The organism is Flavobacterium psychrophilum, from assembly GCA_001708385.1.
In the GTDB taxonomy this organism is placed as follows: domain Bacteria; phylum Bacteroidota; class Bacteroidia; order Flavobacteriales; family Flavobacteriaceae; genus Flavobacterium; species Flavobacterium psychrophilum_A.
This window is the reverse complement of the sequence record CP012388.1, coordinates 81,910-98,610: the sequence shown is the minus strand read 5'-3', so window position 1 is coordinate 98,610 and position 16,701 is coordinate 81,910. Positions and strand designations below refer to the sequence as shown.

At 41.5% G+C, this 16,701-nt stretch carries 4 protein-coding genes and 1 pseudogene; 4 read left to right on the top strand and 1 reads right to left on the bottom strand.

Annotation, left to right across the window (positions count from 1 at the left end; genetic code table 11):
* Nucleotides 1-7: 7 nt before the first annotated feature.
* A pseudogene (locus ALW18_00450) lies at nucleotides 8-6,993 on the top strand (hypothetical protein).
* 1,004 nt (nucleotides 6,994-7,997) lie between these two features.
* Nucleotides 7,998-9,902 carry a metallophosphatase gene (locus ALW18_00445; GenBank protein AOE51118.1) on the top strand — a complete coding sequence of 635 codons (1,905 nt, stop codon included), beginning with the start codon at nucleotides 7,998-8,000 and terminating at the stop codon, nucleotides 9,900-9,902.
* Nucleotides 9,903-9,955: 53 nt separating this feature from the next.
* Here the strand turns inward: ALW18_00445 and ALW18_00440 are convergent, their stop codons facing one another.
* Nucleotides 9,956-11,026 (bottom strand): hypothetical protein, encoded by a 1,071-nt coding sequence (locus ALW18_00440; GenBank protein AOE51117.1) that lies wholly within the window; start codon nucleotides 11,024-11,026, stop codon nucleotides 9,956-9,958.
* Nucleotides 11,027-11,436: 410 nt separating this feature from the next.
* Between ALW18_00440 and ALW18_00435 the strand changes: the two genes are divergently transcribed.
* On the top strand, nucleotides 11,437-14,511 hold the full coding sequence (locus tag ALW18_00435) for a TonB-dependent receptor (GenBank protein ID AOE51116.1): 3,075 nt from the start codon (nucleotides 11,437-11,439) through the stop codon (nucleotides 14,509-14,511).
* A gap of 2 nt (nucleotides 14,512-14,513) precedes the next feature.
* Entirely contained in the window at nucleotides 14,514-16,298 is a 1,785-nt protein-coding gene (locus ALW18_00430; protein AOE51115.1) for a glycan metabolism protein RagB, read from the top strand.
* Nucleotides 16,299-16,701: the final 403 nt, after the last annotated feature.

Sequence of the window (16,701 nt, the reverse complement as noted above, 5' to 3'; positions counted from 1 at the left end):
ACCAAACATGAAACAAAAATTACTATTGCTCTTAGTGTTTTTATACTCCTGTATATTTTCACAAGGGCTCAGCGCACAAAGCCTTGCCGCGGGTGATATTGCCTTTATAGGCTATGATACTGCAACGCTGGACGGTTTTTCATTTATTACCTTAAAGGATATACCTGCTGGAGAAATAATTTATTTCACAGAAGAGGGATGGGGAAATGCTGTATGGGCAAGTACTAGCGAACCCCACATTAGATGGACCATACCTACCGGTGGCGTAAGCTGTGGTACTATTATTTCGGTTATTGAAACGTCTCCAAACACACTTACTGTAAATGGCGTGGCAGGAACTTCTTTTGTACTTAATCCATCTGGAACTCCGTATAATTTTAATTTATTTGGAGGCGATCAGATACTAGCTTATCAAAGTATAGGAAACATTATGAGGCCTTTATCCCCTATTTTCATAGCTGGTGTACATGGAGATATAAACTCAACTAATTATGACCCTTCTACATCATGGAATAGGTCAGACATAGCTTTAGGCACTGCCGAAAGTGTCATACCCTTAGGATTGACAAATGGAGTAAACTGTGTAGCATTGTATAATTTAAGTGATAGTGTAGAATTACCTAACAATAAATATACTGGTACCCTGACAGGAACTTCTGATGATTTGAGGGAAAGTATAAATAATAGGCTTAATTGGACAAAAACCAATTCAGGAACACAGGGCATAACACCTGCTAATTATGTAACACCAAATGTTGACTGTACAGCTTGTACTGCACCTACGCAGCCTACACTTGCAGCCACGGGTATAAACTGTTACGGATCAAGCAAAACAGTTAGCATTACAGGAACACTTAACAGTGCTACTGCATGGCATGTATATACAGGCAGCTGTGGCGGTACGCCTGTAACCACAACTACATCGTCTACATTTAGTGTTAGCCCAACTACAACAACTACTTATTATGTAAGGGGCGAAGGCGGATGTGTAACTCCGGGAACATGCGGTACAGTAACTGTTACTGTAAATCCGCAAATAGTTATAACGCCAGGCCAAACTAATGTATCATGTAATGGAGGCTCTAACGGAACTGCAACGGCAACCGTTACAGGAGGTACAGGAGATTACACTTACTCGTGGTCGCCTTCAGGTGGAACTGCGGCTACAGCTACAGGACTTACTGCAGGTACATATACGGTAACAGTAACAGACCAAAACTTATGCACAGCAACTGCAAGTGTTACTATTACACAGCCTACGACAATTACATCTTCGATAACATCACAAACCAATGTAGGTTGTAACGGTGCTGCAACCGGATCTGCTACGGTAACCGCTTCCGGCGGCACAGGTGGATTAACTTACTCATGGTCACCATCTGGAGGTACATCGGCGACAGCCACAGGGCTTACAGCAGGTAATTATGTAGTAACAATTACAGATACGAATACTTGCTTTACTACACAAAATGTTAGTATAACCCAACCTTCTGCTATTACGGTAACACCGCTCTCGCAAACCAACATAGCCTGCAAGGGTACGGCAACGGGCGCAGCTTCAGTTACAGCAAGTGGCGGAACCGGTACATTATCTTACTCTTGGTCACCTTCAGGAGGTACAGCGGCTACCGCTACCGGGCTTTCGGCAGGTACATATACCGTAACAGTGACAGATATTAACAACTGTACCGCAACCCAAAGCTTTACTATTACTGAACCGTCAACCGGAATTACAGTCACCGCAGCTGGACAAAGCAATCTAACATGCAACGGCGGAACTGATGGCTCGGCTACTGTAAGCGCTTCCGGTGGAACTGGAACACTTTCTTACTCATGGTCGCCTTCGGGTGGAACTGGAGCTACGGCTACAGGACTTACTGCAGGCACATATACAGTTACTGTAACCGATGAGTATAATTGTACAGCTAATCAAAGCTTTACTATTACAGAGCCTGCTGTTATTACCGTAACACCTTTTGCGCAGACCAATGTAGGTTGTAATGGTGCTGCAACAGGAGCTGCTTCGGTAAATGCTTCGGGTGGAACGGGAGCACTTTCTTACTCGTGGTCGCCTTCAGGTGGAACTGCAGCTACGGCAACAGGACTTTACGCAGGGACTTACACGGTAACTGTAACCGATGCAAACTTATGTACTGCAACACAAAGTTTTACTATTACTGAACCAGATATATTGGTAGCCTCACAGGGTACAATAAATAACCCAAGTTGTTTTGAAGGAAATAACGGAACGGCAACTGTAAATGTAACAGGTGGTACAGGCGGACGTACATACTCATGGTCTCCATCGGGTGGTACTGCTGCGACAGCGTCAGGGCTTGGTGCCGGAACATACATTGTAACGGTAACCGATGCTAATGGTTGTGAAGCTACACAAAGCTTTACACTTACTGAACCAACGGCAATCACTACTTCTGTATCTGCACAAACTAATGTATCTTGCGCTAACGGATCTAACGGTTCGGCTACTGTATCAGCAACAGGTGGGACCGGTACATTTACCTATTCATGGTCTCCATTTGGCGGCACTGATTCGACAGCAACAGGACTATCTGCAGGAACATATGCGGTAACTGTAACTGATACCAATGGATGCGAAACTACACAATGGGTTTCAATAACTCAGCCTACGGATATTACTGCTACGATAACTGCACAAACTAATGTGGCATGTAGAAATGGTAATAGCGGTTCGGCTACCGTATCTGTAAGCGGAGGCACACCAGGTTATACGTATTCATGGGCACCTTCAGGAGGCACTGCGGCAACTGCTACAGGACTTTACGCAGGAACATATACGGTAACTATAACCGATGCTAATAATTGTATAGCTACCCAATTGGTTACAATTACGCAACCTGCAACAATGCTTGTGGCATCTACCAGCCGTACAGATGCAACATGTACTACTGGCGGAGAGACAGCTGTTTTCCCTTCAGGCGGGACATCTCCCTACAGCTATTTATGGTCTAACGGAGCTACTACACAAGCAATAACAAATCTGGCCGCTGGTCCTTACAGTGTTGTAATTACAGACTCTAATGGTTGCTCAATAACGAAAAACTTTACTGTAATCACAACAAACACTTTAACAGCAACAACATCTCAAACAGATATACTGTGTAATGGTACTGCTACAGGATCCGCAACAATAAACGTTTCCGGAAATTCAGGGGCACTTACGTATGTATGGTCACCGTCGGTTAGTACAACTGCTACAGCTAGTGCACTTACAGCCGGTACTTATACTGTTACTGCCAGTTTGGCCGGCGGATGTTCTATAACGAGAAGCTTTACGATTACACAACCTAGTGCTCTTGTAGCTTCGATAGGAGCACAAACAAATCTTCTTTGTAATGGTGCCACTACAGGTTCTGCAACAGTAAATGTAACGGGTGGTACAGGAGCATATACCTATTCATGGTCTCCATCAGGGGGTACTGCGGCAACAGCTTCAGGGCTTACTGCAGGTACATATACTGTAACTGTAACCGATGATAATAGTTGTACAGCGACACAATCGTTTACTATTACAGAGCCAACCAGTATTTCTATTACTCCTTCACAAACTAATGTGTCTTGTAATGGAGCTAATAATGGTTCTGCTACTGTAACTGTAACAGGCGGTACGGGAGCGTATACCTATTCATGGGCTCCATCGGGAGGTACTGCGTCAACAGCTAATGGACTTGCGCCGGGAACATACACCGTAACTGTAACCGATGCAAACTTATGTACAGCTACACAATCAATCACTATTACACAACCTGATGCTCTTGTAGCAACAGCAAATGCACAAACAAACTTATTTTGTAATGGCGCATCTACCGGATCTGCCACAGTAAGCGTTGCAGGTGGTACTGGAGCATACACTTATTCATGGGCTCCATCGGGTGGTACTGCTGCAACAGCAACAGGACTTACCGCAGGTACATATACTGTAACTGTAACCGATGCTAATACTTGTACAGCGACACAATCGTTTACGATTACAGAGCCAACTGTTATCACAATTACTCCGTCACAAATTAATGTATCTTGTAATGGAGCTAATAATGGTTCTGCTACTGTAACTGTAACAGGCGGTACGGGAGCGTATACCTATTCATGGGCTCCATCGGGAGGTACTGCGGCAACAGCCAATGGACTTGCGCCGGGAACATATACCGTAACTGTAACCGATGCAAACTTATGTACAGCGACACAATCGATCACTATTACACAACCTGATGCTCTTGTAGCAACAGCAAGTGCACAAACAAACTTACTTTGCAATGGCGCGTCTAACGGGGCTGCTACAGTAAGCGTTACAGGTGGTACAGGAGCATATACCTATTCATGGGCTCCAACGGGTGGTACTTCTGCAACAGCTTCAGGACTTACCGCAGGAACATATACTGTAACTGTAACCGATGCTAATACTTATGTACAACGACACAATCCTTTACTATTACACAGCCAACTGCAATTGCAATTACCCCATCGCACACTAATGTATCTTGTAACGGTATCAATAATGGTACTGCAACTGCAACTGTAACAGGCGGTACAGGAACTTACACCTATTCATGGGCTCCATCGGGTGGTACTGCCGCTACGGCAACAGGACTTGTGGCAGGGACATACACCGTAACTGTAACCGATGCAAACTTATGTACAGCGACACAATCGTTTACAATTACACAGCCTGCTCCTCTTGTAGCCACCCCGGCTGCACAAACAAACATATTGTGTAATGATGCCGCTACAGGCTCTGCAACAGTAAATGTTACAGGTGGTACGGGAACTTACACGTATTCATGGGCTCCGTCAGGTGGTACTGCGGCAACAGCATCAGGACTTACTTCAGGAACATATGTTGTAACTGTAACAGATGCTAATAACTGTACAACGACACAATCGTTTACTATTACACAGCCAACTGCAATTGCAATTACCCCATCGCACACTAATGTGTCTTGTAACGGTATTAATAATGGTACTGCAACTGCAACTGTAACAGGCGGTACAGGAGCGTACACATATTCATGGTCTCCATCGGGTGGTACTGCCGCTACGGCAACAGGACTTGTGGCAGGGACATACACCGTAACTGTAACCGATGCAAACTTATGTACAGCGACACAATCGTTTACAATTACACAGCCTGCTCCTCTTGTAGCCACCCCGGCTGCACAAACAAACATATTGTGTAATGATGCCGCTACAGGCTCTGCAACAGTAAATGTTATAGGTGGTACGGGAACTTACACGTATTCATGGGCTCCGTCAGGTGGTACTGCGGCAACAGCATCAGGACTTACTGCAGGAACATATGTTGTAACTGTAAAAGATGCTAACTTATGTACAGCGACACAATCGTTTACTATTACACAACCAACCGCCCTTGCAATTACCCCATCGCACACTAATGTAACTTGCAACGGACTTACTAATGGTTCTGCTACGGCAACTGTAACAGGTGGTACAGGAGCATACACGTATTCATGGGCTCCATCGGGAGGAACTGCGGCAACAGCCAATGAACTTGCGCCGGGAACATACACCGTAACTGTAACCGATGCAAACTTATGTACTGCTACGCAATTGTTTACTATTACACAGCCTACTGCTCTCGTAGCTACAGCAAGTGCACAGACAAACTTAGTTTGTAACGGCGCGTCTAACGGGTCTGCTACAGTAAACGTTACAGGTGGTACAGGTGTATACACGTATTCATGGGCTCCGTCAGGTGGTACTGCTGCAACAGCAACAGGGCTTACTGCAGGTACATATACTGTAACCGTAACCGATGCTAATGGATGTACAGCGACACAATCGTTTACTATTACAGAGCCAACTGCAATAATCGCTACATCAATACAAACAAATATACTTTGTAACGGACAGAACAACGGTTCGGCAACCGTAACTGCAACAGGTGGCGCAGGAAACTACACCTATTCGTGGGCTCCTTCCGGAGGTACTGCAGCCACAGCTACAGAACTTACAGCAGGAACTTATACTGTAACTATAACTGATAGTGCAGGTTGTACCGGTACTAAAGAAATTATTATTACACAACCGGGTGTGTTAGTTGCCAACTCAACTACAACTAACATTAACTGTTTTGGGGCATCTACGGGAATTGCCAGTATAACTGTACTGGGAGGTACCGCTCCATTTGAATATGTATGGACACCGGCAGTTAGTACAACTGCTACAGCTACAGGATTAGCTGTTGGAAACTACAGTGTAGTTATAACAGATGCTAACGGATGTACAACTTCTAAATCGTTCGCTATAACACAACAACCTGAGCTAATTGTATCTCCTACACAGACAAATGTGTCTTGCAACGGTGGTTCAAATGGTAGTGCAAGTGTTACTGTAACGGGTAATTCTCCGGAATACTTCTATTCGTGGGCGCCAACAGGCGGTAACGGACCTGCAGCTACAGGTCTTACTCCTGGCAGCTATACGCTTACTATTACAGATGTGTTTGGATGTGTTACCACTGAAATTTTCAACATTACACAACCGGATGTTCTTGACGTTACTGTGGTTCAGACAGATATAGTATGTGGTGGTACCAATACCGGCGAAATTGCGTTAACAGTAACCGGAGGAACTGAGGAATATACATATGAATGGACACCTAATGTTAGCACAGGTGCTACAGCATCGAACCTTTCAGCAGGCGATTATTCAGTAGCTATTACAGATGCTAACGGTTGTTCAATCACCAGAGACTTTAGCCTTACACAGCCTGAAGCGTTGATCTGGACAGTTACTAAAACAGATGCACTTTGTAATGGCGAAACAGGCTCTGCCGCTCTAACAGTAAGTGGAGGCGTTGGTCCTTATACTTACGAATGGTTACCTTCAGGTGGTACAAATGCCGAAGCGACAGACCTACCTGCTGGCGATTATACTGTTACAATTACAGATGCTATTGGATGTGTAAAGGTTGAAAACGTAACTATAACACAACCACAAGCTATTAATATTACCACGCAACCACAGTCTGCAAATATAACTGTAAACAACAGTGCTACCTTTACTACTGCTGCCGGAAACATAACCGGATACCAATGGCAGGTAAGTGAAGACGGTGAAAACTGGACTGATATTACAGATGGTGGTACAAGCCCTGTATATTCTGGTGCTACAACCAGCGCATTAACGGTAACAAATGTTCCGGTAAGCTACAATGGTTACCAGTACAGAGTTATGTTATTACAAACAAGCGATTGCTTTAAATTATCTAACGCAGCTACATTAAATGTTACTAATGTACTAGTTGCAGTTGATGATAACTTTAGCGCAAATACTATACTTGAAGGTACTGGTGGTGTTGCAGGAGATGTTACCGCTAACGACCTTTACAACAACGAGCTTGTTGAAGATACTGACATAACAATAAGCATAGTTAACACAGGAGGACTTGCCGGTGTAACTATTGACGCAGACGGAAGTATTAATGTTCCTGCTTCTACACCGGACGGTACATATATTGTAATCTACAGAATATGCGATGCTATTAATGATGGTAATTGCAGCGATGCAAGTGTTACAATAGTTGTATCACCATTGGTTGGAGTGGATGACTTTAGCAAACTTGACATAAATATTTATCCAAATCCTGCTTCTACAGAAGTATTTGTTAAAGTACCTGATTTCTCTTCTCACAACAATCTTAAAGCAAGTCTTTATGACCTTAACGGACGATTAGTAAGAGACGGAAACATTACTACAGAAAACTTTAGTATGGATGTTACAGGACTGGAATCTGCAATTTATATTCTTAACGTAACTTCTGATGCAGGAGTGATCACGAAACGAATTGCCGTAACGAAGAAATTTTAGTCTAAACCCAAATTATTTTTAACGAAAGCATCCCCTTTATGGGGATGCTTTTATTTTATAGCTAACCTAAATATTGCTTTTATATAACATTGGCTTTATATAGCATTTCAGAATTTTGCGCTAAAAATTACATGTCCAGATTATATAGCCTTTTACTACTCATCACTCTCCTTCCCCATCAATTACTATCGCAGTCAGAAACCAAAGAAATACAGGTTGCTTTTCTGGCAGACGTCCATCTTCAGGATTTGTACGGTACTTTTAGTGATACAGATTATAAAGGCATCATAAATGCGGTTAACGGAAAAAATGTGTTACTGCGAACGATGGATTCGCAATTGCATTCCACTCGCATTTTCAACGAAAATTATTTTGCTTTTCTTACCGCACTAGATGATATTGCCAAACGTAATATCAAACTTGTTGCATTACCCGGCGATTATACCGATGATGGTCAGCCTATCCACCTAAGAGGTTTACAACGCATATTAAACGAATACGCTCAAAAATATGGGATTGAATTTTTTATTACTACAGGTAATCATGATCCGGTTGGCCCTTTTGCACAACCGTCGGGCAAAGACGATTTTTTAGGTGAAGGTGGCAAACCTCAGCCCATTTTTAGTAATGAGGGAATGTACAAGCCTAAACGAAACGAATTGCCTGTAGTAGTTACAAAAGACATTGCGAAAATGGGTTATGAAGACATCACCCGTTATTTAAATAATTTTGGCTTTTTCCCTAAGCCAAATTATATCTACTGGGAAACACCTTTTAGCAATTACAGCCCCGATAATTATTTATACGAAAATGCTCAAAATAAATCATCATTGTCATATAGGGTTTATGATGTGGCTCCAGGATACTCTGTTCCTGATGTAAGCTATCTTACCGAGCCTGTTGAGGGACTTTGGTTATTGGCAATTGATGGTAACGTTTACATTCCTAAGGCAAATAGCAATGGTGATGGTAAAAATCCGAAGAATTATTCGGGTGCAGACCTTGGTTACAACAATGTACTATCGCATAAAAAACACTTAGTAAGCTGGGTGAAAAAAGTTGCGGATGAAGCCAAAAAAAGAGGTAAAACGTTAATTGCTTTCAGTCATTACCCTATGGTAGAATTTAATGATGATGCATCTGCAGAAATTGAATCGCTAATGGGGAAAGGCAAATGGCAACTGAACAGGATACCCGAAGAAGAAGTTGCTCAAACTTTTGCCGATGCCGGCATCCAGATACATTTTGGCGGTCACATGCATATTAACGATACCGGTGTTCGAACTACCAAAAACGGCAACACAATCGTTAACATACAAACCCCATCATTGGCTGCTTATATTCCTGCATATAAACTGTTAACAATTGAGAAGGGAAATATTGCTGAGATTGAAACTATAACTATAGACAATGTGCCACGCTTTAATGAACTTTTCGATCTGTATGCTATAGAACATAAACATCTAAAAAGTATCAATTCTACCGAAATTTGGGATGACGCTATACTCAAAACTAAAAGCTATCATGAATTTACAGATTATCACCTGAAAGAATTAGTAAGGCTACGGTTTATGCCTGACGACTGGCCTTTAGAATTCAGAGAATTTCTATCAGAAATATCAGGTTATGATCTGTTGATCTTAGCTAATCGAAATTCGGAATCGATAGAAAATTTTATAAAAGATAAATCGTCAGACGAATGGAAAAATGCTGCTAAAAAAGCTGAAAATCTTCTAAAGAAGAACAGATTGAAACTGGAGGACTTTAAAGAATGGAAAGGTATTGATCTGATTATAGATTTCTATCGTATCAGAAGTGCAGACAGGCTTGCAATCTCTGATATCGGAACAGACAGAATAAAACAGTACAAAATAATTTCTGATTGTATCCTTAAAAAAAAGCAATCAACAGATATGACACAATACAGCCTTAGTTTATTCTTCTCAATTCTAGATAAATTTCTTAACGGAGCACCTGCAGGTCATTTTACTGTTAATTTTAAAACCGGAGAAGTTATAAATCTTGACAATAAATAAAAAAGCCTGCAAGGCTATATCTTGCAGGCTTTTTTCCTTTTTAGGAATATATGTTACTTGGATCCGTTTACAGGGTTTGTCCTTACATATTTTCCGTCATCAAATTTTATCTGGTACGTAGAAGGAAACAGTTTACTAGGCTGGTAATAATCGGTAGTGATTATCTGTGCTCCCGATTTCTTAGCCAGTTCAAACAATGAATAGTCATTTTTACGGGCCTGTACCGTATTAAGATCGGCACGGGTGCGGATTATATACCCCTTCTTAACAAGGTCAGTAATATCCGTGTCCTTATTCGATTCATTCCTAAACATGGCAGCAGCTTCCGGTGTTCCGGGTTGCGCATTTACAAAAGCAACGCGCCCTTTTAAAGATGGATGTCCTTCCATATACATCTTCATTTTGTTCTTACTATCATCTAGTAGGAAGAAAAACTTACCCTTAGCCGTTTTAAGTGTCGGCCAGTTGCCTTTAAGTACAGCTTCTTCCAGCGTTGCATATTTGCCCCTCACCATATCCGGTGTTATAAGTTTATCAGAACCAAGGTTTTTTCGTATCACAGCATCTGCTTCATCAAAAAGTTGTGGCGTAAAGGCTTCGGGGGTCGTACCAAAATTATTGGTGTAGCCATCTTTTGGTTCAAGCGTAATAAATACGGGGGTATGTCCCGGATGCTCGTCTGACCATTTTTTAAGCATTTGCAGACAGCTTTCAAACGTAAGTATAGAGCTCCTGAAGTCTACATCTACCATGTGGATGATCTTAAAGCCCGGCTTGTTCATTTCGCCATTTGGATCATATGCTTTTTCTGGCTTTACAAGCTCCAGCCCTTTAGGATGGGCATACTTCCCTCCTTTTGTATCGGCATAAATATCAATCTCCAAATTGCGAAGCCCCATTGTAAGCTGGTCTGCAATTGCGATGTGTTCATATTGTACTCCTGCAATAGCAGAATCTCTTGCATATAAAGCTTTGTAAAGCTCGGGTTCGATAGCTGTTTTATAGCTATTATGCGAGCCTATAACCTGTAACTGATTCAGCTTTAAATTATCGCTCTGAGCATGCACATGCGTTACTGCTGCTGTAGTTAGCAGAACAGTAACCGCTGAAATAAATGATTTCATAAAATTAAAATTTGTAGTATGGGAATTTAGATTTAACCCCTATTAGCTTATGTCTCAAGGGTTATTATTTTGGTATGCGGGCAAATGTAGAATACACAGGTTAAGCCTTTGTTAGCTCAGAAAAAACAAAACGAAAACTAAGCATGATTTTTCTGTTAACAAGCGCCAACTATAGCGTTTTAGTGGCTCCATCACTTAATTTAAAGATAACCTTCACACAAAATAATTCCCCTTAACATTCGCTTATTTCGCAGTCAATAATTAGAGCCTGTACGGTTTTCCGTAAAAAGCCACATCGGCTCTTTTAAAAAAGATTGAAATACTGAAACACAAATAGTACCAAAAAAAAGCCGCAGCTGCGCCAACAGCTACGGCCCAATTAAGCATCGTAAAACCAATAACTTAATTCAATGTATTTTAAAATTACAACTTTCAGGTTAAAAAACCTATGTTTTTTGGTTCCTGCCTTACTTACCCTACAAACCGGGTACAGTAAAAAAACAGTAAACGAACCACCAAAAGCCTTAAAATCGGACAGAACGGCTTTAGTAAATGCATCAACAATTGTACAGGAGCCTGTAAAAGGTAGGGTACTTGATGAAAACGGATTACCATTACCGGGTGCTACCATTATTGAAGCAGGCACTAACAACAGTGTTGTTACCAATATGGATGGTGATTTTGAAATTGCCGTTGCACAAGGCAAAACACTTAGTGTAATTTATGTGGGTTACAAAACCCAAACAGTAACAGTAAAGGGAAGTACTCTTACTGTAAACATGATACCGGACGCATCCGAACTTAATGAGGTTCTTGTTGTAGGTTACGGTAAAGTAGCAAAAAGAGATGCTACAGGATCTGTTGCCCAGTTAAAAGAGGAACAGTTCAGACAGGGGGTTAACACATCTGCAGATCAGCTTTTACAAGGTAAAGTTGCCGGTGTGCGTGTAGTACAAACCAGCGGCGAACCGGGTGCGGGCCTTAACGTAACCATTCGTGGGGTTGGCTCTATCAGGAGTGGAAGTACTCCCCTTTTTGTTGTAGATGGTGTACCATTGTCTAACGACGATGTTAGCCCGGGCGGATCTAACGTTGGTTTTGGAGCATCTTCTGCAAAAAATCCTCTAAACTTCTTAAATACAAGTGATATCGAATCGATATCGGTATTAAAAGATGCATCGGCGGCTGCCATATATGGTGCAAGGGGTTCCAACGGTGTTGTTATTGTTACTACTAAAAAGGGTAAAAAGGGCGAAGGTACCTTTACTATGGATTCTTATGTAGGTCTTTCAACTGTTGCTAAAAAACTTGACCTTTTAAGTGCTCAGCAATACAGGGAAAAACTTTCTGATCCCGCTTTTGACCACGGCGGAAACACAGACTGGCAGGATGTAATTTACAGGGAAGCTGTAACCAAAAACAACTCTCTTTCTTACTCTAAGCAAAGTAATACAGGTAATTACTACGTATCTCTTGCACAAATGGATCAGGAAGGTATTGTTAACCAAAGTAACTTTAAACGTACATCTGGAAGGATTAATGCTGCCGAATCGTTCTTAGACGATCAGCGTCTTAAGATTAAAGTAAACCTTACTGCCAGTGAAACTAAAGATAACGGTGTACCTACAAGTGATGATGGTGGATCTAACGGTCAGTTAATCATCCACACACTTATGGCTAACCCAACGCGTAATGTGTTTGACGAGAATGGTGAGTACACCAACTTTAACATGAATGCACACTACAACCCTGCTTACCTGCTTAGCATTTACGAAGACGAGACTCGTACGCTTAGGGTATTAGGTAACATGGAATCATCTTTCCGTATTGCAAAAGGGTTTGAATATAAACTGAATCTAGGTATAGACCGTTCTATCGCAGAAAGGAACACTACAATATATCCTAACCTTACCGACCTTAACCCAAGAGGACGTTATGTACAGAACAACCTTGAGTCTAAAAACTCATTGGTAGAACATTACTTAACATATGATATAGCTGCTGACAAACATAAGTTTGATGCTATGGCAGGTTTCTCTTACCAGAAATTTGAAAGATCGGGAACAAGCTTCAGTATTGATAATATCGCTGACAGGAATGTTGGTATCCAACCGGGTAATAACCCTGCATTTGCAGGAGTACAATCGGGTGTTGCCGGTTTCGCCCAGATAAATGAGCTACAGTCATATTTTGGTAGGGTTAACTACTCTTTTGACAGCCGATACCTTTTAACGGCATCATTAAGGGCAGACGGTTCTACACGTTTTGGTGAAAACAACAAATACGGTTACTTCCCATCATTTGCTGCGGGATGGAACATTTCTCAGGAAAGTTTCTTAAAGTCATCTAATGTTGTAAACAACCTTAAACTTCGAGCAAGCTGGGGACAAACGGGTAACCAGGAAGTACAAAACAAAATTACTAAAGCAAGTTACGCTCTTGCAGGTGCCGATGGCTACTACCTGTATGACGATTTAGAGCTTGTAAATGGTATATCTGTTGGTAGAACACCGAACCCTGACCTTAAATGGGAAGTTGTAACACAGTTTAACATTGGTCTTGATTTTGGTTTCCTTAACGACAGAATTTACGGTAGTGTAGATTATTTTAATAAAACTACTACAGACGCAATTCTTAACATACCTTCTCAGGTACTTAGCCCTACCACAAACGTTTGGGTAAATATTGATGGTGAGATCGTAAACAAAGGTTTAGAGTTTATGCTGGGTGGTAAAATTATAGACAACGACAATTTTAAATGGTCGATGGATGTAAATGGTGCAACACTTGACAATCAGATCAAAAACCTTCCGGTATCAGAAATACTTTCCGGAACAATATCAGGACCGGGCCAGTCGGGTGTAAATGCAAACATTTACAAAAGCGGCTATTCTGCGGGATCATTCTACCTGCTTAAACATACAGGATTTGATGAGAATGGTGCTAACGTTTACCAGGATAAAGATGGAAACGGTACTATTGACGGAAATGATCGTTACATTATAGAGGGTGCTATACCAACATTTACTTACGGTTTAAACAGTGAAATGAGCTATAAGAATTTCGACTTCTCATTCTCTATCATCGGTCAGACAGGTGGTTATAACCTAAACAACACATTTTTAAATGCATTGAATATCAACAATCTAGCATCAGACAGAAACGTAGCATCGGTATATGCAAATTCTGCAGCTAACCCTGCTAACTCTCCGCAAATATCTACACTATATCTTGAAAAGTCAGATTTTATCCGTCTTAACACAGCACGCATCGGTTATAACTTTAAGCCTGCAAATATTAAATGGCTACAAGGTATTAGCTTCTATATAACAGGACAAAACCTATTGACAATTACAGATTACAACGGTTACGATCCGCTTATTAACAGCCCTAAGCCTAATGGCGGTAACCAGTCTATTGGTATAGATTATTCAAGCTACCCAACATCAAGAACATTCCTATTCGGTACAACATTAAAACTATAATCATGAATTTCACAAACATATTTAGAAGGACAACGATAATCACAGCATGTGCAGCGCTTGTTTTGGCAGGTTGTACCAGCCTTGACGAAGAGGTGATGGACGAAGTGCTTGGTGATGAAGCTAGTAACGCAGCAAGTGCCCTGGCAGCAGCTTACGACCGTTTGGGCGACAGGACTTTTACAGATAATGGTGGTATGATTGCCATGCAGGAATACAGCAGCGATGTAGCTATGCTTCCTACCCGCGGAAGTGACTGGGGTGATGGTGGAAAATGGCGTGCTATGCACGAGTTTAACTGGGCTCCCGATAATGCTGTTGTTACAGATAACTGGAATCTGCTTACCAATGGTATTACACGTTCACTAACCGCTATCCGTACAATACAGAACGGTAACGATCCGGAGAAAACTATTTTTCTTGCTGAAGCGAAAGTACTTTTAGCTTTTTATACTTACACAACTTTTGACCTTTACGGACAGGCTCCCTACCGTGACCCGTCTTCACCAAGTGCTCCACTTGAAATTAAGCAGGCTGCCGAAGGTATTGACGAACTGATTAAATCGGTCGAAGAGCAAATACCAAGCCTTGCTGCATTGGGTGAACAAAGAACCCACAATGGAAGGATCACTAAAGAGGCTGCTTATTCTATACTTGCTCAAATGTATCTTAACCGTGCCGTGTACAAAGACCGTTACAATGCTAACTCTACTTTTAAGTTTACAGAACCGGCTTTGGACGGAAATGGTACTGATATGGATAAAGTTATTTACTACACCAGCTTAGTAATTAACTCGGGTAAATTTAATCTTGCATCAAACTATTTTGATAACTTCTCTATCAATAACAATGGCGCAAAAGAGCTTGTGTTTGCCATTACACAGAAAATTGACAAATTACGTGATGGTGATAACGACCTTGCCTATATGTCTTGCGAACGTAACCAGAGGGTATCTCCGGGTAACAGGGGAACCAACGGGTCATGTATGACTCCTGAGTTCTATGCAAGCTGGAATGGTAACCATGATGACCCAAGGTTCCACAGATATTACCAATATGCCGATGGTACGTGGTTTATGAATGATGCTACGACTACTAGTGTTCCTGCTACAGATATGGTTCCTGGTACTGTTAAGCCTTGGTTCCATTTTAACAGAGGTATCCTTGTAGGTCAGCAATATGGTCCGAAACTTACTACTGGTGGTGGTTTCGAAATGACATCAGACGGAAGGATTAAAGTATCGGCACTTGTTTGCGAAAAAAGTACTACCACACCTATGAACTTTACTCCTGAACTTGATTTTGATAACAGAACACAGTCTATACTTGCGCAAAACCAGATTAATCGTGGTGTTCGCTGCTTTAAGTTTGAATTTGACCCGGGAGATGGTGCTAATAATGGTACAAGTAAAGTTGATATTCCGTTATTTCGTTTAGGAGGTATATACACAATGAGAGCAGAGGCTTATTTTCGTAGCGGAAATACAGGTGCTGCTTTGGCCGATATTAACTTACTACGCACAAGCAGAACGCGTGAAGCATTGTTTGGTAATGTACCGGGTACACCTATCGCTTCTCTTGATGCTGCAACGCTTTATAAAGAAATAGGTTACGAAATGTATTGGGAAATGTGGAGACGCCCTCAAATGGTACGTTTTGGAACTCTGGACCAGGCACAGCCGGGTTCTGCAAAACCGGCAACACAACCTTACAGAAGGATATTTCCTATACCACAACAAACTATGGATGTAACTAAAGGATTCATCCAGAATATGGGCTATATTGATTAATCAAAAGCTTGACTATTACCCAAACAAAAGGGCAGCCAATATGTGGCTGCCCTTTTTGCTATAAATAACCAGTACTCAAAAAAATACAAAAAAAAGGAGCAGCGCCTTACTACTTACGCTGCTCCAAAGACATCTAATAAATTGATAACTACTATTAAAGTCCAACTATCGTTGCTATAAAAAACAGGCAGGTCTCTTAAATTACTGTTCTTTGGGGGGACATAAACTCGTTTAAGTGTTTGGGGACTAACCGAACTATTCAGACCTGCCTGGCTTTTATATAAAACTTATGTTTCTTATTCTTACTAGGCAAATCTCGTTAAATCCTTCAACACAGCGAAGGTAGAAATTACCTGAATTAAAAAACCAGGTAAAAATACCTGGTTTTTGTAGTTTATATAAA